Below are 19977 nucleotides of genomic sequence, written 5' to 3' on the forward strand. Positions count from 1 at the left end.
ACTATGTTAGATCCAGCAATAGAGGTCTTTTTTGCGGAGCGCAAAGAGGGATGGCTTAAAAAAAATGTAAAGGCGTCGATGAGTGATAATGAACTTCTGCAATTGCAGCAGGAATGTGATGCGGCTTTTTCATTGTCACAGTGGTTGCCGAATGCGGCAAAGCGGGCAGGGCAAATATCGTTATCCACTCACCCTTGCACCTTTAGCCACCCAAGTTCTCGAAAGAACAAAAATGGTTATGTCACTGCAATACTGGCCAGTTCTGCTCAGGCAAATGACGGTTTTTTGCGAACAGGGAATGTTGTTGTTGAGACGGACGCGTTAGGTAATGCAGCAGCGCTTGACGTGTATAAATTCCTTACCCTTGAGTTGCAAGATAACAAAACATTATTGGCGCATATTGAGGATGAAACGTCATTAGCAAAAGACCTGCTTAAACAAGGCGATGAAAACTATCAAGCCCTGCGGGACGGTTTTCTGGCTATGGTTGTGTCAGATGATACGGTAGCGACGAGTTCAAAAATCAAACAAGTTTATTTTCCTGTTTGGCTAGAGGATAGCGAATATCACTTATTATCACCATTAACCCCATCAGGCTTAGTTTTCGAACTGCGTAAACGCATTGATGCTATTCGATTTTCTGAACAGACTAAAGCACTGCGAGACTTAAAACGTAAAGGGGAATTTAGCGACATTGGCTATCAAGAAATTTATGGTCTTACAACCATTGGTTACGGGGGAACTAAGCCACAAAATATTTCCGTGCTCAATAATCAAAATGCAGGTAAAGCGCATTTGTTACCCTCACTTCCGCCTAAAATAGCGCAACGAAAGCTACGTCTACCTACTCATGATTTCTTTTCAAACACGTTAAGTCCTTGGCAAGTAAAAGAAAGCTTAGAGGCATTTCATGGCTTGATTTCACTACCCAAAGAGCTGCGTGGCAGCCGTTTTATTGAATATCGAGATAGACGAATTCAAGAATATCTCGATTACGTTATGTTAACCATGTGGGAAGTACGGCGCGAATTTGAACAATATGGCATTCAATTACCAGCCGAACTCGCTAAAGTACAACAAACTTGGTTGTTTCCAGACCAACAGCGGCGCAATAACTCAGATGAATGGTTAGAGGGGGTGATCCTCCTTATTGCCCAGCAATTTATGCGGCATTACAAAAAAGTACTGGGGAAAAAAGCGATAAGTTTAGGGGATGATGAACTTGTGGCTATCGCGGACGTTATTGCCATTAATAAGGAGCTATTACGATGAGTTCCACTTATATACTTAAACTGCCGCATTTAAAAATTCACAATGCAAATGCGTTATCTAGCCCTTATACCATTGGTTTTCCAGCCATGACGGCTTGGTTAGGTTTTATGCATGCCCTAGAGCGCAAACTGGGTGACGATGGCTCGCTAAATATTATTCTCGATTCCATCGCCATCATTAGCCATGACTGCGACTTACAAACTTATCGTGGGGCCAATGATTATGTTAGTTCCATTGTGGGAACAGGCAACCCATTAAATAGTGATGGCTCGCGCTCTGCATTTATCGAAGAAGCCCGTTGCCACTTAGACGTTTCTTTGTTGATTAAATATGGCATTAAAAACAATAAGGTGATTGAAGGTCTTCCTGAATATTCACCGTTACTAGATGTTATCCATGATTTAGTGATGACCATGAAACTCGCTGGGGGCGATATTTTGTCATTAGGGAAGCCATCGGTGCATATTTTGCCATCGGAAGATGCGAATGGGAAATATAGACAAAAGTTACTCAATAGCGTCATGCCTGGCTATGCATTGATTGAGCGTCGCGACTTAATGATTGGCGCAATGAATAATGGGCAAGATGCCATAGATGCTCTGTTGGATCATGTGGTCGTGGAAAACTATTGTATTGATACTGGAAAAGAAAATGGGAACAAGATGTCATTTGAATGGCGAACTCAGCGTAAAACGGCAGGTTGGATTGTTCCAATAGCAACTGGATATCAAGGTATCTCCCCGTTAGGGCAAGCAAAAAACCAGCGAGACTCAGAAGTGCCACATCGGTTTGCTGAAAGCGTCGTTACGTTAGGGGAGTTTGTATTAGCAAATCGGGTGAATAACATTCATGACATTTTATGGGGATTTAAGTTTGTTGAGTCCCAAAACCTGTATTTATGCCAACAAGTGGCAGCTAACTTTATTTCGAGTGGAGAGTAATAATGGCGAAGAATAATGATGTTGCATCGGTTTTAGCATTTGAAAAAAAATTGGTTCCATCAGATGGCTATTTTTACGGTACATGTTGGGATAATAAATCGCAATTTTCACCATTGTCGTTACAGGAAAAATCTGTACGAGGGACGATTTCAAACCGCTTAAAAGGCGCGGTGAAAAGTGACCCTTTAAAATTAAATTCAGAAGTGGAAAAAGCCAATTTACAAACAGTGGATGCCTGTGCATTAGGGACTGAGCAAGACACTTTGGTTCATCAGTTCACCTTAAAAGTGCTTGGAGGCGTTGAAACGCCATCGGCTTGTAATAACGCATTGTTCAAACAAAGCTATGCGCAAGCGGCTAAAGATTACATTGAAAAACAAGGCTTCCAAGAACTAGGCCGCCGTTATGCCCAAAATATTGCCAATGGGCGCTTTTTATGGCGCAACCGTGTGGGGGCTGAACAAATCGAGGTAGTAGTTAAAGTCCTTAATAAAGGCCAATCAATGGAATGGGTGTTTGATGCGACACAATACAGTATTCATCAATTTGATGCGAAAGATGAAAAAATCACTCAGTTAGCTGAAAAGATTGCGGCGGCCATAGCACATCCCCAAGGCGCTTTACTATTGGAAATCACTACCTATTCTCAATTGGGTAAAGCACAAGAAGTGTACCCGAGCGAAGAATTGGTGATGGATAAAGGCAAAGGGGATAAAAGCAAAATCTTATATCATGTAAATGGACATGCAGCGATGCATTCACAAAAAATTGGTAATGCTTTACGTTCTATTGATACATGGTATCCCGCGTATGGTAGTGAAAGCGGCGCAGGGGCTATCGCGATCGAACCTTACGGTGCTGTGACTAACCTTGGAACGGCTTATCGGACACCAAAAGATAAGCAGGATTTTTATACCCATTTTGATAAATGGGCGCGGGGTGAAAAACTACCACGCATTGAAGATGAACACTATGTAATGGCGGTTTTAGTACGCGGTGGCGTGTTTGGTGAAAGCGACAAATAAGGTGGGCTATGAATTATTATCAGGAAGTCACTTTATTGCCTGACTCAACAGTTCCACTGGATTTCCTCTGGCAAAAAGTTTATCAGCAAATTCATATTGCGCTGGCGGATAATAAGACGTCTCAGGGGCATAGCACGATTGCAGTTGCCTTCCCTGAATATGGCAGCGTAGGCTTTCGCTTAGGCAAAAAAATCCGTTTACATGCGAAAACACCAGCTGAACTTGAGCTGTTAAATGTGCAAAAGTGGTTAGCACGGTTAATGGATTACGTGCATATTAAATCGATTCAAACCGTACCTGAACAGCATGTCCAAGTAAGCTATATTCGAAAGCATGTAAAAGGTCAGAGTCGAATTGAAGCCGATATGCAGCAAAAAGCGCGATTATGGTCTGAAAAATCAGGACAACCATTAGAACAGTGCTTAAAGACGTTGTCTGCGAGTAAGCCAAAGGCGGCTAATCGCTTGCCATTTATTTGGGTTGAAAGCTTACATGCCAGAGATAAGCAAGCTGAAAGCCGGTCTTTTCCTTTGTTTATTAAAAGGATAGACGCTACACAAAAGCAAGTTGGGGTGTTTAGTTGCTATGGTCTTAGTCAAGCAACTAATGACTCAGTTTGTTTAGCAACGGTTCCACATTTTTGACCTTTGTTTTTTGCTCTTTTAAAATTGGTTAATAAATCAGTAAGTTATAATTATCAGTAAATAAAAGGGTATTTTTCGATAAATACCCTTAACTGATTGTTATTACTTGTTTTTTGTTTTAAAGTGCATTGTTCACCGCCACACAGGCGGCTTAGAAAACGAAAAATCCAGTGGTGGTATTATTGGGGGTGTTCACCGCCATACAGGCGGCTTAGAAACTATCAATATTCCAGTGAGTTATCATTTTTTAGTTCACCGCCATACAGGCGGCTTAGAAAATCTGAAAACTGTTTCAATTTAACAATTGATTGTTCACCGCCACACAGGCGGCTTAGAAATTGATTAATTGCGTAAATTTTCCCATCAATGAGTTCACCGCCACACAGGCAGCTTAGAGATTATAAGAAAATACCCATTATTTATTATTGTCTACGCTATTTTAAGATAAACTTTATTTACTTTTAATTAGTCATCCCATATTAACTTTTAATCTTTACGTTAAAAACAATTCATCTTAGATTTCTCTCCGTACCGCATTAATTAATTAGATAGATAACTGTCAATTGACAGCTTAGAAACGAAACAAGTAATGGGTATGATTACCGCCACGCAGGCGGCTTTTTATGATAATGCCCGAAACAAGTATTGGGTTTTATATGTTGATTTAATAAAAGGAAAAGTCAATGAGTTTTGAATTCGAAATAAGTTTTTATATATTTACTTTAAGAATCAGAATGACCAAATGGTTTTACTAATTAATTGATTAAGTATCGATACTCAAACAAACAAATTAAACATCAACGATAACTGCTCGAAAGCTTGGTGGATAAGCCGCTCGGTGTAGCGGGGGAGGATAGAGATAATCACTCCTAACATACTGATACCGATAGTTAAGGTGAGGGGGAACCCCACGACAAACACCGACAACTGCGGGGTCATGCGGTTTAGGATACCCAGAGCAAGGTTTAGAATTAAAAATAAGGTGATAAACGGCAAAGCTAACATTAACCCATTAATAAATATAGTGTTAGCAAATTGAGCAAATACCCAAAAACCATCGCGATTTAATGGTGCGGTTTGAATTGGGAGCAGTTCAAATGAATTGACCACGATATAAATAAGCCACAAGTGCCCATCGAAAGCGAGAAACAATAAAAGGGTGATGACGTTAAATATACGACCTAAAATAGGCATATTGGGTCCACCTGTTGGGTCAAAAAAGGTGGCGAACGATAACCCCATTTGTAAACCAATCACTTCCCCTGCATGACGTACGGCAGCAAATGCCATTTGCATTGTGAGCCCCATCGCAACACCAATCACCATTTGTTGCACGATAACCCATAGCCCCATAGCAGAAAACAATGGGATATTGACGACCGGAAGTTGGGGGGAAACAATCAAGACGACAAAAAAAGCTAATGCGACGCGAACTTTGGTAATTGCCTGTTTTTCATTAAAAAAGGGCGCTGTACCAAGCAGCGCCAAAAGGCGTATGAAAGGGTAGAAACCTTGGCTTAGCCACAGTGTGAGTGTTTCACTGGTAATGGTTAGCATTGTTAACCAATAATAAAGGGTAAGCTGCTAAGCAAAGACCGCATATAGTCAATGAGCAAATTCAGCATCCAGGGACCTGCAATAATGATCACGGAAATGACCGACAAAATTTTAGGAATAAAAGACAATGTCATTTCATTCACTTGTGTGGCGGCTTGCAGTAAGCTGATAATTAAACCCGCGGCTAAAGCGGCTAATAACAAGGGAGCCGCTAGCATCAGTGCGATTTTCATCGCCTCTGTTCCCATCGCCATCACTGATTCAGGTGTCATGACTACTCCGAGTAAAATAATCCTAATTAAAAAAGCTTTGCGATAATGAGCCAAGCAATAATTGCCAGCCATCGACTAATACAAACAGCATTAATTTGAATGGCAATGAAACTGTTGCGGGGGGAACCATCATCATCCCTAATGCCATCAAGACACTAGCCACCACTAAGTCGATGATTAAAAATGGAATAAAAATGGTAAAGCCAATTTGGAATGCGGTTTTGAGTTCGCTGGTAATAAAAGCGGGTACTAAAATACGTAACGGAACATCTTTCGCTTCTTGAATTTCACCCACTTTCGCTATCCTTGCAAACAGGGCTAAATCAGATTCGCGCGTTTGTCCTAACATGAAGGTTCTTAATGGGGCAGTTCCTTTCTCTAAAGCCGTTTCGAGGCTAATTTTGTCTTCGCTAAACGGCTGGTAGGCTTCGCGGTAAACTTGGTCGGCAACGGGTGACATCACAAAAAAGGTCAAAAATAGCGCCAAGCCTAGTAAGACTTGATTCGGAGGAGCGGAGGGCGTTCCGAGTGCGTTACGCAATAAACCTAAAACAATAATGATGCGGGTAAAACTGGTCATCATTAACAATAAGGCGGGAATAAAGCCTAGTAAGGTTAAAAATAATAGCGTTTGAACGGGTAAAGACCAAGTTTGACCGCCATCTGCCATTGAGTGGCTAATAATGGCAGGCAGTGCCGCAGAGGCGGAATTTGGCAATAAAAACAAGAGGGCAGTAATCGTAAATAGAGATTTAAAAGATAACATGAGCGTTTCCGATTACTTATGTATAGATGTAACTGAAGCCGCAAATTTTGCAGCCTCTTGTTTTTTCTTTAATAAAGACTGAAATGTGAGTGGTTCAACTGGCAATGCCGTTGTGTTTTCAGGCTCTGACGGATATTGGTGTAAGAGGCTGATATTTTGTGAGGTGACACCTAATACCAAACACTCATTGTTCACCTCGACAACCACAACGCGTTCTTTATTACCCAGTGAGCAGCGACTTTTGACTTTTACGATTTGCTCTTTGCCCATTTTTTTTGGGGCAAATCCTAATTTTTTCACCAACCAAGCCCCGGCTAATATCAATAAAATGATCCCCCCTAAAGCGCCCGATATTTGCGTCAAGCTATCATTGTGGTCAATAGCCGGTGCATTAGGTTCACTGGAGGAAACGGTTGTTGATAAAAAAGGCACAGATGTCGGTGCCTGCTCAGCTTGATTGGATATTGCCATTATTATCGACTCATGTTGTTATTTAACGACTTAAACGGCGCATACGTTCGGAAGGCGTAATGATGTCAGTAATACGAATACCGTAATTGTCTGAAACCACGACCACTTCACCCTGTGCGATCAAATAGCCATTGATTAAAATATCCAATGGTTCACCCGCTAAGCCATCCAGAGACACCACAGAACCTTGGGATAAGCTCAGTAATTTTTTTATGGTCATTTTAGTGCGGCCCAGCTCCACTGAAAGGCGCACAGGGATGTCCATGATCATATCGATGTCGGACAATTGGTTTAATGGGTTTTGTCCATCAAAGTTATCAAAAGCCTGTGCACCAGCTGAGGCGGATTCCGCTTTTTTTTGCTGTTCCAGCGCTTCAGCCCATAGGTCTTCACTGTCGTGATTGGTTGATGCATCAGGAGAGTTCTTCGCCTCACTCATTGGTACTTTCCTCATCTAGAGTGTTTAATACAGGGTTAATCAAATGTTCTACACGCAATGCATACTGGCCATTTTGAGTACCGTATTGACTGGTTAATACGGGAACACCATCAACATTAACGATGAGGCGGTCAGGCTTCTCAATTGGGAGCACATCCCCTTTTTGCAGTTGCAGTAAGCGAGAAATTCGCATTGGAATGTCAACAAAGTTGGCGACCAATTCAAGTTCGGAGCGTTTTACTTGGGTAACAAGGTTGGTTACCCAAGTTTCGTTTTCTTGGTGACCTTGTTCCATTGGTGGGTTAATTAAGCGCTCACGCAATGGCTCAATCATAGCGATCGGAATACAAATACTGAATTCACCAACGGTATTGCCTATCTCCACTAAAAACGGTGTGGTGACTACGATGTCATTTGGGGACGTCGTGATATTGGTGAATTTGACTTGGATTTCAGAGCGCACATATTCCACTTCAATATCAGCAATGGGTTTCCAAGCATCGCGATATGCCCCTAAAGCGAGCTTGAGCATGCGATTGATAATACGTTGCTCAGTATTGGTAAACTCTTTACCTTCTTGTCGTACAGGAAAACGGCCATCTCCACCAAACAGATTGTCGACAGCGATATAAACTAACGCAGGCTCAAAGGTAAACAATGCTGTGCCCCGTAATGGCGGCATATGAATTAAGTTTAAGTTAGTTGGGACAGGTAAATTACGTGCAAATTCGTGATAAGGTTCGATTTTAATCCCACCCACCGTAATATCTGGGCTGCGACGTAACATATTGAACAAACCCATACGGAATTGGCGAGCAAAACGTTCATTGATGATTTCGAGAGACTGCATTCGTTCTCGAATAACTCGACGTTGAGTATTCGGGTCGTAAGGGCGAACATTATCTTTCCCTTGCGTCTCTGGTACAGGCGTACTGCTTGATGGTGCATCGTCATTAAGCAGCGCATCAATTTCGGCCTGAGATAAAATATTATCGCTCATGAATATTACCGCAGAATAAAAGTAGTGAATAACACATCAGAAATATCCTGATCGGTATCCCCCGGGATCAGGGTAGGGGTGAGGGTTTGCTTAATATCTTTCATTAACTGCAACTTACCTTCATGTGTCTCGATATTTTTTGCTTTTTGCTCTGAAAGCAGCAGTAACAAACGGCTACGTACTTCAGGGAGGTATTCATGAAGCTGTTTACGCGATTTTTCATTCGCGAGTCGTAAAGTCACATGGATATAGAGTACGCGATCAGGCGTATCAGCAGCACCGGTTAAATTGACGGTAAATGGCTCTAATTCCATAAAAATAGGCTGTGGCATATTCGGGCGCTTTTCTTCTTCACTATCCGTTTGTGCGCCTTGTTGTGTCGTCCACCAGGTATAACCCCCAAACCCTGCACCAGCAAGGGCAAGAAGGGCAAATAGAATAATCAACCCTTTGTTGGAACTGTTTGATTTTTTGCTCGACGACATTTAGCTGAATTCCTGTTTCTTGGGTGCTAAACCCAGATGGGTTTTTACGTTATGATCTCTAGCATTATGGCTTGGTTGCCAAGAGTTAAAGGAGTGAAAAACGAAACAAAAAGGCGGTAACTCGGCGCTTTAGCTAGGAAATTACCGCAATTTGTTTATTTTTTACGCAAAAGTGTTAATGCCACCTTGTCGTGATGCTGTTGTTATTGGTGAAACAGTTGTATTCGCTTCGCTAATACCAACAGCTCCCATGGATGGATGTGTTGCTTGAATTTGTCCATCGTGTTGGTGGGTACTTTGTTGCGGGTTATCTGACTGATGGTTCAAATTATCTTGACCGACAGAGCCTTGAGCTAGGTGAATGCCACTTTCTTGTAGTGCGCTACGTAGCACAGGCATCATGGACTCCATTGCGGCTCGCACATGACTATGCGGGGAGACAAAGTGCATCACGGCTTGGTTATCTTCGATACGTAAATGCACATTGAGCGAGCCTAACTCTTCTGGGTGCAAACGAATCTGTGCCTGAGATACCCCTTGGCGAGAGAAAAATAACATATGTTGGCTTAATTGCTGCTGCCACGCTTCGCTGCCTAATTGGCTAGCTAAATGCATAGTTGGTGTTGCCGTGGGCGCATTCATTGCAGCGGCCTGTGCGGTCGTTGCCGTTGGCATCATACTAACTGGCATAGTTGTTATGTGCTGTGAGGATGTGGTAGTAAAAGCGCCAGTTTCAGTTTGTAGTGTAAATGCGCTTTTCGTGGTTTGGTTTAGGGCCTCGCTGGAAACATTTTGTAGGTTTAATACTGGGTCTTTATCACTCACTTTTTTATTCAATGGCATAAAATCAGCAGTTAAATTTTTGCCACGTATATCGCGTTGGTTATCAAGGGGAAAATGAGATTGGTCACGACGTTCTTCTTTTTCATTCTTAATAAATACCCCAAGTTCCGGGCTGTCTTCTTCGCCTGCGATTTGTTGCTGTGAACCTTCAAGGTGTTTGCCATCATCTTCATTAATGATGCCATTTGTATTATCCGTTAGATGCTGCATTTTTTGAGTAAACGCGCCTAAAACTGGATGGGCTTCAGTTTTGATTGCCGTATTCGCCACCGTTTGTACTTGGCCAGTTAATGACTGTTTCAAGTTATTTAGCCATGCTTGTTTGTTGGTATCTTTGCCTGTTAATAACTCTGTATTAAGTGCAGTTTGCACGCTATCGGCACGCAAGTTACGGCTAAAGTTCAGTTGTTCAATTGTGTTTTCAGCATTTTTTTGCCCAACTTGGGTTTGTTCAACAGTTTCTTTACTCGCTATTGCCAGTTTGTTGTCAACAATGTCTTTGTTAAGCGCTTCTTCATTGACTGGTTGATTGGCGGCATTTTGTTTTTCAATCGGTTGCTGGTTATCAAGCATGGCTTGAAAGGGGAGTGCAGGGGCTTGATTTTCATCAGTGCGCGATTCATTTTGTTGTATATTGCCATTTTTAGTCGATGATGCGGCTGGCACATTCAGGGCATTGATGTCCATTTATTGAGGTCTCCGTAAAGTCGCTCGCTGAGCAAACTCGTCCATTTGTTTTTGTTCTAAGCGGTTTTGACGTTGGTATTCAGTATGTTCAGCACGTTGAATTAATGTGTCGAACGCATTGACACGCTGTTGTTTTTCTTGCCAATGACGGTTAGCTTCGCTAACGCGTTGTTCCCATAAATTTAGTTGCTGTTGCTGTTGTTCGATGGTCAGTTCCAATGTGACCAAAAATTGCTGATAATTCTGCCACTTATCCGATTCCATACCCGTATGCAAGGTTTGGTTGAGTTTTTGACGATATTCGGACTGGTAGTTTTCCAACATATTCAGTTGCTGCGCCATTTGTGTATGGGTTTGGCGCACTTGAGCTAACACCTTAGCCGCTTCTTCTGAGGCTTCGACGGCTAAGGTGAGTAATGTTGTTAAGGCATTATTTTTGGCCATTTATCCCCTCGTTATTCGTTGGGAACTACTTGAGTGAGCTGATCACATGCGGTTTGATAGTCACATCGCTCATCAATATCCTGCTGTAAAAAAGTCGACATTCGCGGATAATACTGAATTGCCGTATCTAACATGGGGTCACTGCCCATGGCGTACGCACCCACGTTAATTAAGTCTCGGTTACGTTGGTAACTGGAGGTTAACTGTTTGAAACGTTGAATTTTTCGGTAATGCTCTTTAGGAATGAGCTCCGTCATTGCTCGGCTAATGGATGCCTCGATATCAATCGCAGGGTAGTGCCCTGACTCAGCCAGTGATCGTGAAAGGACAATATGACCATCCAAAATCGCACGAGCCGAGTCGGCGATCGGGTCTTGTTGGTCATCTCCCTCAGTTAAAACGGTATAGAAGGCCGTAATTGACCCACCATTTTTCCCATTCCCCGCACGCTCAACTAAAGCAGGTAATTTGGCGAAAACAGAAGGTGGATAGCCTTTGGTTGCTGGCGGTTCACCGACGGCTAAAGCAATTTCACGTTGTGCCATACTGTACCGGGTAAGTGAGTCCATAATCAGCAACACACTTAAGCCTTTATCGCGAAAATATTCTGCGATACGAGTGGCATAAGAGGCGCCTTGCATGCGCAATAGAGGGGACACATCGGCGGGTGCAGCAACGACAACAGCACGTTTTAAGCCATCAGCCCCTAAAATATTTTCAATGAAATCTTTAACTTCACGACCACGTTCACCGATCAACCCAACCACGATAATATCGGCTTGAGTAAAGCGCGCCATCATGCCGAGTAATACACTTTTACCTACACCAGAGCCAGCGAATAGGCCCATACGTTGGCCTCGGCCAACTGTTAATAACGCATTGATTGCCCGAACACCGACATCCAATACACTGCTAATAGGTGTTCGCTCCAATGGGTTAATTGGTGGGGTAATTAAGGGGGCGCGTGTTTTTACCTCTAATGGGCCTTTTCCGTCTAATGGGTTGCCTTGGGCATCAAGCACTCTGCCTAATAATTCATTACCAATGGGGAGTAAGCGGCTGGTTTGCCCGTCATCTCCGGTTGATTGTGCATAAACACGCGCACCAGGAGCGATCCCTTCGAGGTCAGCTAATGGCATCAGTAGCATTCTTGGGCCGTTAAAACCGACGACTTCACAGACTACCTCGTCTGAGCCGCCATTAATTGAGCGCTCAATAAAACAAGTTGCCCCTAAAGGCATTTTAATGCCTTCGGCTTCCATCACTAAGCCGGTGATTTTTGTGAGGCGGCCATAACGACGCACCATCGGGATCCCTTTCATCCGCGACTCTAAATCGTCCAACGAGGCAATCCAGCGTCCCAATCGTGCAGTCATGAAAAGCTCTCCGGTGCATATAAACGGCACAACTCTTGCCAGCGTGTCGCTACTGTCATATCAATTTCACCGTCTTCTGCGACGACACGGCAACCACCGAGATGCAATTTAGGATCTGCCACTAAGCGCCAACCATTTAAGTTGAGCAGGGAACCGAGATGCTGTTCAATCAATTCAAAATGATTTGGGTTGACGTGCAGTTCAGGCTGCCCTGCAAAAATTGGCTTTTGCTGCAGTAAGTGGCTGATTTCTTCCAGCAAAGCAGTGCCATCACAAACGGTAGATTGTCCTAACACTTGCTTCGCTGCGGTTAAAGCTATCTGTAGTAGCTTTGTGGTCACCACCGTATCAAAGGTATCGAGTGAATAATTAAATTCAGACAGCAATTTTTGCCATGTTTCAATCACGGGTTGTTGCATAGCGAGCGCTTGCTCACGCCCTTGTTCTTCTCCAGCTCGCAAGCCTTGCTCAAAGCCCGCTTGGTAACCTTCTTGCTGGCCTTTTTCATGCCCTTGTTGGAAACCAGTGCGCTGAGCATCTTCTTTTATGTTATCGAGCAAGTTAATTTGCTCTAACACTTCTTTTGGCTCAAGGCACGGGACTTTTGGCGCATCAGGCTCAGGGACATCGCTTAGTGCGGGGATACCTGAGTTGAGGTCCCATTGATTAAGCTCACGCAGTTGCCAAGGTTGCCATTGGTCATTTGGAATTGTTGACTTAGACATAGACATCGTCTCCACCACCTATGGCGATTTCGCCTTTTTCGACTAAACGGCGAACGATAAGCAAAATGGCTTTTTGTTCGTTTTCCACTTGAGACATACGTACAGGAGAGCGCGATTCCAAATCGTCGCGCACGATTTCTGCAGCACGAGCGGCCATATTGTTGAGGAAGTGGTCGCGCAGAGCTTGGTTGCTGCCTTTGAGGGCAATAACCAGTGAGTCTGTCGAAACATCCTGCAAAATACGTTGAATGCTGCGGTTGTCCACCTCGATAAGGTTTTCGAATAGGAACATTTCGTCAATAATGCGTTGAGCCAGTTCACCATCGTAATCACGCATTGCATCGATAACGCTTTCTTCTTGCTGGCTTTTCATCAAGTTGATGATTTCTGCCGCAGTTCTCACGCCACCCATTTTGCTGCGTTTGAGGTTTTGGCCATCCAGTAAGTTGTTCAATACCTCGGTTAATTCCGCTAATGCAGCAGGTTGGACACCACCGAAGGTGGCGATACGTAACATAATATCGTTGCGTTGGCGCTCTTCGAATAATTCGAGGACATCCGCTGCAAGATTGCGTTTTAAGTGAACCAAAATAGTCGCGATGATTTGCGGATGTTCATCACGGATAATATCGGCAACGGTTTGGGGTTCCATATAGTTGAGGCTTTCGATCCCCGAGGTTGTTTCTTGTTTTTCAAAGATATCCTCAAGTAAGCTTGCAGCGCGTTCTTCGCCAAGTGCTTTCACCAATACAGAGCGCAGATAGTCATTCGTGTTGATATTGAGAGCCGCGAATTGGATCGCTGACTCTTCAAATTCCGTTAATACTTCTGCCAGTTCGTTATTTGAAATTTGGCGCATGTTTGACACTGCCATACTCAATTGTTGAACTTCTTTAGGATTCAGGTGCTTAAAGACTTCTGCAGCCTGATCTTCACCGAGCGTCATTAACATCACGGCACTTTTTTCTGTTCCACTTAAACTCATTGGGATTTTCCTAACCACTGACGGATAACCATTGCCACGATTTGTGGGTCTTTTTCTGCCATTTCACGTATGCGTTGGCTTTGGATTTCAGCACTAACACGTTGACGAGTCAGGCGACGGCGTGTTTGCTCATCCATTTCTTCATCAATCGCTTCATCAACCACGAGCGGAGTTTTCAGTTGCGTGGCAACAAAAACCTCAGCTTCGGCTTGGGCTTGCTGTGTCTTACGGTATTTAACCCATTGTGGTTTGATACCAAAACGCCACATAAACCAAGCAATAATGGCAATAAGCAGTATTTTCCCGTAATCCAGAAGCTGAGCAATAAATTGTGGGCTTTCAAGTAACGAAGGCACTTCTTCAATAGGCGTCTCATTGGTAAACAATGAATTCGTAATATTGAGAGAATCCCCTCGTGCAGTGGAAAAACCCATTGCTTCGCGTGTTAATGCTTCAATTTGTTGCAGCATCTCTGGCGGTAATGGTTTCATTTCTGGGCCATTTTCACTGTCTTGTGAATGGTAATTGACAATAACTGCGACCGAGAGCCTATCGACGACACCAATTTGCCGTTGGGTATGACTAATTTTGCGATCTACCTCGTAATTCGTCGTTTCATCGCTTTGTGAGTTCGAAACGCTATTACGGTTATTTGCAGTTTGAGCGCCATCTTTATTGTCTTTATTGGTTTCAATTGGTGCATTTGGCGCACTAACGGGTTGATTAGAAAGCGCACCAGGCACTCCACCTGTTCCGCCATTGTTATTTTGCATACTTTGGCTGTTTTGGCGGGAACGAATAGCGGCGCTATCTGGTGTTTGGTTGGGTTTATATTCCTCTGAAGTTTGTTCAACTTTTGAGAAATCCATTTGTGCGGTGACTTGTGCGTGGATATTAGCGCGCCCTACGAGAGGGGATAGAATATCTTCGATGCGCTGTTTGAGATGGGATTCCATCTCTTTGGTCATTTTAATTTGTGCGCTGTTCGCCGATTGCTGGCTATTATCGTTATTGGTGAGTAAGCGACCCGCTTGGTCAACAATAATGACATTACTGGCTGTTAGGCCTGTTACGCTACTCGATACCATATGGACAATGGCGCTAATTTGTCCCTCATCAAGCATTCTTCCCGGTAATAAGCCAACCGTCACTGAAGCGGTTGGTAGCTTTTGCTCTCGTACAAATAATGTTGGTTTAGGAATGGCTAAATGCACCCGAGCACTTTGTACTGGGCTTAGTGATTCAATAGTTCGAGAGAGTTCACCCTCTAATGCGCGTTGGTAGTTGATTTGCTCACTAAATTGGCTGATACCAAATTGTTCTTTATCTAGTAATTCAAAACCGGTATTGCCGCCTTTGGGTAAACCTGATTGAGCGAGTTTCAAACGTAATTCATGCACTTTATCTGCAGGAACTAAAATAGCGCTACCATTATCAGCAATTTGATAAGGCACATTCATCTGAGTTAGCTGGCCAACAATATCGCCACCATCTTTAGCACTTAAATTGCTAAGAAGTACACGGTAGTCAGGGCTGCGTAACCAGAGGAGAAGGGCGACAATAATTGAAACAGCCGCAGCTGCCGCAATCATTAACGGTATTTTAGGATCAGCTTTAATCCTTTCAACTATAGAGGCAAAACCCTTTTTGGCCTCCCCCGTGTCTTTAGATGCGGCACTCATAAATATTCCCTGCTTGGCAGACTACTAGACGGATGAAAATACTTTTGGTGAAACAATGTTATTTCCCTCTTCGTAACGTCACTTTTTCACTTTGCTATTATTTCTTGTTTTTGAGGGTTCTAATGACGGAATCAGCCTATAAAATTGGTGTTATTTATCGGCTTCAAGTTAAAAAGGGTGTGATAGGGTAAGCTGGCCAATATAGGTTAGTGAAAAATTCACAGTAATTAATAAGAAGAGAATCGAATGACAGTTCAAGCGATTGAAGGGGTTATTTCACAATTAAATGTCGTGGCAACCCAAGCCACTAACCCAATTAAACCAGCAATTGAGCCAGTTGGATTTGCTGACCATCTGGTTGCTTCGGTAAATCAAATTAATAAAACGCGTAATGATTCAGCGAAGCAAGTTGAAAACTTCACTTTAGGAAAGCAAGATATTTCCTTGAATGACGTGATGGTTGATATGCAAAAAGCGAGTTTAAGTTTGCAAATGGGAATTCAGGTACGTAATAAGCTGGTGGCAGCGTATCAAGAGATTATGTCAATGCCAGTGTGATTGGTTTATCTATTTGAATATTATGAATTAACTGCCTTGTTATTGCCTTTGTGGGGCAGTGATGGGGCATTTCTATTCAAAATATCAATTTGGCTAGCATCATTTTCTGTCATCCATGCGCCATATACATCATGAACCATTTTTGATGATGCGTGTCCCATTTGCGTTGCAATGAATGCAGGGTTGGCTCCGGCTGATAGCATCCAACATGCGTACGTGTGCCTTGTCTGATATGCTTTCCTGTGTCTAATTCCTGACTTTCTTACCAGATAGTTCCATATTTGACCAAATCCACCCGGAGAGTAGAATTTTGTTTTCAACCCATTCGCTGCAACGATGTTTGGTTGAAAAACAAAAGTGCACGTATCCTCTCTTGATTTACCGAATTCCCTTGTTGATACATTAACAATCTCTGGCTGGGTCATTCTAGTTAAGGGCATTTGAGATTTTAAGCACTCAATAACAGGGTCAAGCATGTAAATAACCCTGTCTGTTCCTGCCTGAGTTTTTGGGAATGTAAATTCACCTACAATCGATAGATTCCTTCTTACTGTTAGTGTTTTCTCAGTGAAGTCTATATCTTCCCAAGCAAGCGAACAAAGTTCACCCGGTCTCAATCCTGTATACACAGATGTAATTAACATATTTCTAGACTGTTCATTGTTAGCGGCACTGAGAAGCCTAGGAAACTCATTTTGTGTTATTGGGTCTGGCTTTGGCCTGTCTTTTTTCAATGGCTTTATTGATGAGAATATATTTGTGTTTATATATCCATTATCAAAAGCAAAATTAAAAATATGACGCAGCAATCCAATATAGTTATTTACTGTTGGAACCGTTCTGCCTATTTTGTTTGTTTTATGTCCTCTATCCAAAGTTGGCGATGTTAATAAATTATTTCGTATTAATAAAATATCCTCAGTTTTAAATGTTGATACGTTTCTTTTTGTATTAATAAAATTAGATACTGCATTTAAAATAGTGATGTACTTTTTTAATGTGCTTGACGATATTTCAACGCTTTTAATTTCTATCCACTTGTTAGCTAATTCACCATAGGTTATCACTCTATCGCCAGAGCTATATGTGCTGATATTTTTTGACTCAGGGAATTCAGCCGAGTAATCAAAAGCGCCAGTTTTTATTTTGTAGCAGATGGCTGTCCTTATCTCACCTGCTAATTTTCTGTTTTTAGTAGTGTCAGGTATCCCGAGAGTTTCCCGTACTCTCTTTCCCTTGTATGTAAATGATATACGAAGGCTTTTACCATGCACTTCAACACCTGTTGGGTATTTTATTTTCATAATGCACCTATTGAGGTTGTGAATTTCTTTGCTTCTCGATCCAGTTTATGATCGCCTCATGATTGTACATGCATTCTGAATTTTCTTTAGGGCTTCCGTCCGGTGAAATGTGAAGATATTCTCTACCGGCAGCCCAAGACTTTTTCCTTGCAGATTTGATTGTCCCAGAGCGCATGCCAGTAATCATCATAAGCACATCTTCAGTAACCCACTTGCTTGGGGTTAGAAGAACAACATTATCCACCATTAATCTCCTTATCTATGCTATTGACGTACCAAGTTAGCCACATGATTGGTGGAAACTTTTTATGTTCTTTGGTGAGTGTTAATTTAAACTTAGGTAGGTAATCTTTGAGTATTGCTGTGCTTTGTTTATCGCTGAGTTTTTTGAGTTGCTTTAATTTGTCTCTGCATTCCCTTGCAATCTTTCGACGTCCGTTCTCAAGCGTCACATCATCCATTTTTCCGCTTATATTGCTCATCATCATCTCCGCAATCTTTACTGCAATATGCGCTATTTGGTGCTGCTGGCATTTCTTCGCACCAGATGCACATTCCATTTATTGATTTAATTACTGGCTGGCGATTTGATAATGCGGCTTGAATGTGTAATTGTTCTAGTTCGTTTGCTGAGTCGATAATATCCATTTTAAATTTCCTTCTTCTTTAATCATTAAATAACACTCTAGAACAGCTCTAGATATATCTGCACTTTCTGCTATTAGCTTCTCATGAATAGCTAGTGGTGATAGATTTACTGAATCTCTCCATTGAATGTTAATTTTATATTTTCTAATTATGTGAAATATTATTTTATCCTCAAAGTAATCACGACCAATTTTAGTTATTGCTTCATTTCTTTTATATGTAATATCGTAAGTATTATTTATCCATCTCACAGAGTGACGAGTGAACTCAAGATTAAACTCGCCATTGCAAACGTAATAGTTATGCACTAATTGATTAATCTGCCAATCATTTAGTTGACTATACTCATTACTCATAATTCACCTATGCTATTTTCAATACGTTATTAAATTGAATATTGCTTTCCACCTGATCCCCGAATACATCCCAATCGCCAAATTTCTCACGAGCGAATAATTCGATGCGTGGCACGTCTCCATATAGTTCCTCTAGCCTATGATGTACTTCCTTTGGCTTTTCACTATGATCGCCAAGGCATGAGTAAATTACTTGCCGAACACTTGCAGATTGACGGGGTAGGCCATTACCACGAACAGCTATTAGGCATATTTCCGCATTTGCACGAGTGTAATTACCGCCATTGATTTTCGTTTCGTTATTTAAAATATCCATATAATCGTAGGCATCGAATAACTCACCGTTTTGTATTTGCTTTGTTATTCTTTCCATTGCCAATTTATTTAATTTAATCCAAACGAAACCAAGCATAGTTTTAACTTTAAAACCCCATGCTTCGGATAGTTTAATTGCTTCAAGTGCAAAATTGCCCGTGAACCACATACACAAAACAGAGTTTTCAGAGGCTATAGTTTCTATTGGTAATCGAGAGAGGGAATATAAATCGGTGGTGTTGTAATGATTGGTTGCTGCGCCGTTTGATGCTTTATTATTATATTGCCAAGGTGGATCAGCTAATATGAGGTCATACTTTTTCATTCTCCGCTCCACTATCACTTATATTAAATGGCAATCCATCCGCTTCCATTGGCTTTATGTGAGCAAACGTACATGGGATGATTCCACCGCCAAACTCTTGGGCAAACATCAATGCTTGCTTTGCCTGAAGAGAAACATATTGTTTTGGTAATGCTATTTGATACGTAACGCCATCAATTAATACTAGCGTTGTCATTGCTTGAACTTGTTTCATTGATTATTCTCTCGCATCCTTCACTTCGAATTTAATATCTACATCTTTGTTAATTGATATTTTGATGCATGTGCTGTCGTAATAAAGACTAATTTGGTCAAGTTCACGCTGTAGGTCTATAGAAACATTATTATTGTGGTAATAAAAATAGCGACAACGAAACCAATTATCACCAAGTTTAATTACATCGTTGGGATTTAATTCACTGACAGATTTATTCATTGATTAACTCCAGTTCTTCTTCTCGAAACCAATTCTCTCCGCCATCATCGAACTCAACATAATAATTGAGTAATGAATCATCGTGCTGGTCATATCTTACAAATACGCCAGTGTAACCATCCATTTCACCTTCTAGTGTATCTTTAACCACTCTAACCTTATCGCCGGCTTTAAATTTCATTTTCAACCTCGACATATTTAATAACTCTGTAGTTTAGTACTGTCCCTTCGTCACACATTTGAATTGATGACTGACTACCTAAATAAGGGTCAAGAATATAACCATCTTCTTGCTTGTTGTTGATTAGCCAATCCCTGAGAATACCCTTTTCATATGAACGAATAGGACAAATAACACTTCTATTTTCTGTTATTTTTTTCTTACCGACGTTTTCAAGTTCATTAACCGTTAGGTCACAAT

At 41.9% G+C, this 19977-nt stretch carries 28 protein-coding genes and 1 CRISPR repeat array; of the genes, 5 read left to right on the forward strand and 23 right to left on the reverse strand.

Annotated elements, in window-relative coordinates:
- Nucleotides 1-3 precede the first annotated feature (3 nt).
- Genes csy1 through cas6f form a run of 4 tightly spaced genes read left to right on the forward strand, consistent with a single transcriptional unit; the run spans nt 4 to nt 3882 of the window.
- Complete coding sequence (csy1, locus tag PSF67_RS20270) at nt 4-1272, forward strand: type I-F CRISPR-associated protein Csy1 (RefSeq protein ID WP_272677544.1); 1269 nt, start codon at nt 4-6, stop codon at nt 1270-1272.
- Entirely contained in the window at nt 1269-2213 is a 945-nt protein-coding gene (gene csy2, locus PSF67_RS20275) for a type I-F CRISPR-associated protein Csy2 (RefSeq protein WP_272677545.1), read from the forward strand. The genes csy1 and csy2 overlap by 4 nt, the downstream gene beginning before the upstream one ends.
- Nucleotides 2214-2215: 2 nt before the next feature.
- A complete protein-coding gene (csy3, locus tag PSF67_RS20280; RefSeq protein ID WP_210848461.1) occupies nt 2216-3238 on the forward strand; it encodes a type I-F CRISPR-associated protein Csy3 in 1023 nt (340 codons plus the stop codon).
- Between the two features lie 8 nt (nt 3239-3246).
- Nucleotides 3247-3882 carry a type I-F CRISPR-associated endoribonuclease Cas6/Csy4 gene (cas6f, locus tag PSF67_RS20285; protein ID WP_166266912.1) on the forward strand — a complete coding sequence of 212 codons (636 nt, stop codon included), beginning with the start codon at nt 3247-3249 and terminating at the stop codon, nt 3880-3882.
- 130 nt (nt 3883-4012) lie between these two features.
- Nucleotides 4013-4280: direct repeats of the CRISPR family, unit length 28 nt; unit sequence GTTCACCGCCATACAGGCGGCTTAGAAA.
- 379 nt (nt 4281-4659) lie between these two features.
- Here the strand turns inward: cas6f and fliR are convergent.
- The 13 genes from fliR to fliF all read right to left on the reverse strand — a co-directional run bounded on the left by fliR (nt 4660) and on the right by fliF (nt 15614).
- Entirely contained in the window at nt 4660-5439 is a 780-nt protein-coding gene (gene fliR, locus PSF67_RS20295; RefSeq protein WP_102139614.1) for a flagellar biosynthetic protein FliR, read from the reverse strand.
- 2 nt (nt 5440-5441) lie between these two features.
- A complete protein-coding gene (gene fliQ / locus PSF67_RS20300) occupies nt 5442-5711 on the reverse strand; it encodes a flagellar biosynthesis protein FliQ (RefSeq protein WP_102139615.1) in 270 nt (89 codons plus the stop codon).
- A gap of 22 nt (nt 5712-5733) precedes the next feature.
- A complete protein-coding gene (fliP, locus tag PSF67_RS20305; RefSeq protein WP_102139616.1) occupies nt 5734-6477 on the reverse strand; it encodes a flagellar type III secretion system pore protein FliP in 744 nt (247 codons plus the stop codon).
- 12 nt (nt 6478-6489) lie between these two features.
- Complete coding sequence (gene fliO, locus PSF67_RS20310; protein WP_102139617.1) at nt 6490-6948, reverse strand: flagellar biosynthetic protein FliO; 459 nt, start codon at nt 6946-6948, stop codon at nt 6490-6492.
- 22 nt (nt 6949-6970) lie between these two features.
- Nucleotides 6971-7387, reverse strand: a complete 417-nt coding sequence (fliN, locus tag PSF67_RS20315; RefSeq protein ID WP_004255621.1) for a flagellar motor switch protein FliN — start codon at nt 7385-7387, stop codon at nt 6971-6973.
- Nucleotides 7380-8387: a flagellar motor switch protein FliM gene (gene fliM / locus PSF67_RS20320; protein WP_195698506.1), complete on the reverse strand. Its 1008-nt coding sequence runs from the start codon at nt 8385-8387 to the stop codon at nt 7380-7382. The genes fliN and fliM overlap by 8 nt, the downstream gene beginning before the upstream one ends.
- A gap of 5 nt (nt 8388-8392) precedes the next feature.
- Nucleotides 8393-8872: a flagellar basal body-associated protein FliL gene (gene fliL, locus PSF67_RS20325; protein WP_102139619.1), complete on the reverse strand. Its 480-nt coding sequence runs from the start codon at nt 8870-8872 to the stop codon at nt 8393-8395.
- A gap of 162 nt (nt 8873-9034) precedes the next feature.
- Nucleotides 9035-10402 carry a flagellar hook-length control protein FliK gene (locus tag PSF67_RS20330; RefSeq protein ID WP_272677547.1) on the reverse strand — a complete coding sequence of 456 codons (1368 nt, stop codon included), beginning with the start codon at nt 10400-10402 and terminating at the stop codon, nt 9035-9037.
- Nucleotides 10403-10846, reverse strand: coding sequence for a flagellar export protein FliJ (fliJ, locus tag PSF67_RS20335; RefSeq protein WP_102139621.1), 444 nt, complete (start codon nt 10844-10846; stop codon nt 10403-10405).
- Between the two features lie 11 nt (nt 10847-10857).
- Nucleotides 10858-12222, reverse strand: a complete 1365-nt coding sequence (fliI, locus tag PSF67_RS20340) for a flagellar protein export ATPase FliI (RefSeq protein ID WP_102139622.1) — start codon at nt 12220-12222, stop codon at nt 10858-10860.
- Nucleotides 12219-12947, reverse strand: a complete 729-nt coding sequence (gene fliH / locus PSF67_RS20345) for a flagellar assembly protein FliH (RefSeq protein WP_102139623.1) — start codon at nt 12945-12947, stop codon at nt 12219-12221. Before fliH ends, fliI begins: the two co-directional genes overlap by 4 nt.
- Nucleotides 12940-13932: a flagellar motor switch protein FliG gene (gene fliG / locus PSF67_RS20350; RefSeq protein WP_004255600.1), complete on the reverse strand. Its 993-nt coding sequence runs from the start codon at nt 13930-13932 to the stop codon at nt 12940-12942. The genes fliH and fliG overlap by 8 nt, the downstream gene beginning before the upstream one ends.
- Entirely contained in the window at nt 13929-15614 is a 1686-nt protein-coding gene (gene fliF / locus PSF67_RS20355) for a flagellar basal-body MS-ring/collar protein FliF (protein WP_102139624.1), read from the reverse strand. The genes fliG and fliF overlap by 4 nt, the downstream gene beginning before the upstream one ends.
- Nucleotides 15615-15860: 246 nt before the next feature.
- On the opposite strand from fliF, the gene fliE reads away from it, so the two are divergent.
- Nucleotides 15861-16172, forward strand: a complete 312-nt coding sequence (fliE, locus tag PSF67_RS20360; protein WP_102139625.1) for a flagellar hook-basal body complex protein FliE — start codon at nt 15861-15863, stop codon at nt 16170-16172.
- Between the two features lie 20 nt (nt 16173-16192).
- On the opposite strand, the gene PSF67_RS20365 is transcribed toward fliE, so the two are convergent.
- The 10 genes from PSF67_RS20365 to PSF67_RS20410 all read right to left on the reverse strand — a co-directional run.
- Nucleotides 16193-17476 carry a site-specific integrase gene (locus tag PSF67_RS20365; RefSeq protein ID WP_272677548.1) on the reverse strand — a complete coding sequence of 428 codons (1284 nt, stop codon included), beginning with the start codon at nt 17474-17476 and terminating at the stop codon, nt 16193-16195.
- 7 nt (nt 17477-17483) lie between these two features.
- Complete coding sequence (xisR, locus tag PSF67_RS20370; RefSeq protein WP_006661963.1) at nt 17484-17720, reverse strand: excisionase family protein; 237 nt, start codon at nt 17718-17720, stop codon at nt 17484-17486.
- Nucleotides 17713-17937 (reverse strand): hypothetical protein, encoded by a 225-nt coding sequence (locus tag PSF67_RS20375; RefSeq protein ID WP_272677549.1) that lies wholly within the window; start codon nt 17935-17937, stop codon nt 17713-17715. Before PSF67_RS20375 ends, xisR begins: the two co-directional genes overlap by 8 nt.
- Nucleotides 17930-18124: a hypothetical protein gene (locus tag PSF67_RS20380; protein WP_112860442.1), complete on the reverse strand. Its 195-nt coding sequence runs from the start codon at nt 18122-18124 to the stop codon at nt 17930-17932. The genes PSF67_RS20375 and PSF67_RS20380 overlap by 8 nt, the downstream gene beginning before the upstream one ends.
- On the reverse strand, nt 18094-18480 hold the full coding sequence (locus tag PSF67_RS20385; RefSeq protein ID WP_272677550.1) for a hypothetical protein: 387 nt from the start codon (nt 18478-18480) through the stop codon (nt 18094-18096). The genes PSF67_RS20380 and PSF67_RS20385 overlap by 31 nt, the downstream gene beginning before the upstream one ends.
- 7 nt (nt 18481-18487) lie before the next feature.
- A complete protein-coding gene (locus PSF67_RS20390) occupies nt 18488-19120 on the reverse strand; it encodes an MT-A70 family methyltransferase (protein ID WP_210786743.1) in 633 nt (210 codons plus the stop codon).
- A complete protein-coding gene (locus PSF67_RS20395; protein ID WP_272677551.1) occupies nt 19107-19334 on the reverse strand; it encodes a hypothetical protein in 228 nt (75 codons plus the stop codon). The genes PSF67_RS20390 and PSF67_RS20395 overlap by 14 nt, the downstream gene beginning before the upstream one ends.
- 3 nt (nt 19335-19337) lie before the next feature.
- Nucleotides 19338-19556 carry a hypothetical protein gene (locus PSF67_RS20400; RefSeq protein WP_210854867.1) on the reverse strand — a complete coding sequence of 73 codons (219 nt, stop codon included), beginning with the start codon at nt 19554-19556 and terminating at the stop codon, nt 19338-19340.
- On the reverse strand, nt 19549-19737 hold the full coding sequence (locus PSF67_RS20405) for a hypothetical protein (protein WP_272677552.1): 189 nt from the start codon (nt 19735-19737) through the stop codon (nt 19549-19551). The genes PSF67_RS20400 and PSF67_RS20405 overlap by 8 nt, the downstream gene beginning before the upstream one ends.
- Nucleotides 19727-19977, reverse strand: a 251-nt coding sequence (locus PSF67_RS20410; protein ID WP_272677553.1) for a hypothetical protein, incomplete at its 5' end; no start/stop codon positions are given. The genes PSF67_RS20405 and PSF67_RS20410, both read right to left, overlap by 11 nt.

The sequence above is a fragment of the Providencia sp. PROV076 genome (assembly GCF_028483405.1).
GTDB classification, from domain to species: domain Bacteria; phylum Pseudomonadota; class Gammaproteobacteria; order Enterobacterales; family Enterobacteriaceae; genus Providencia; species Providencia huaxiensis.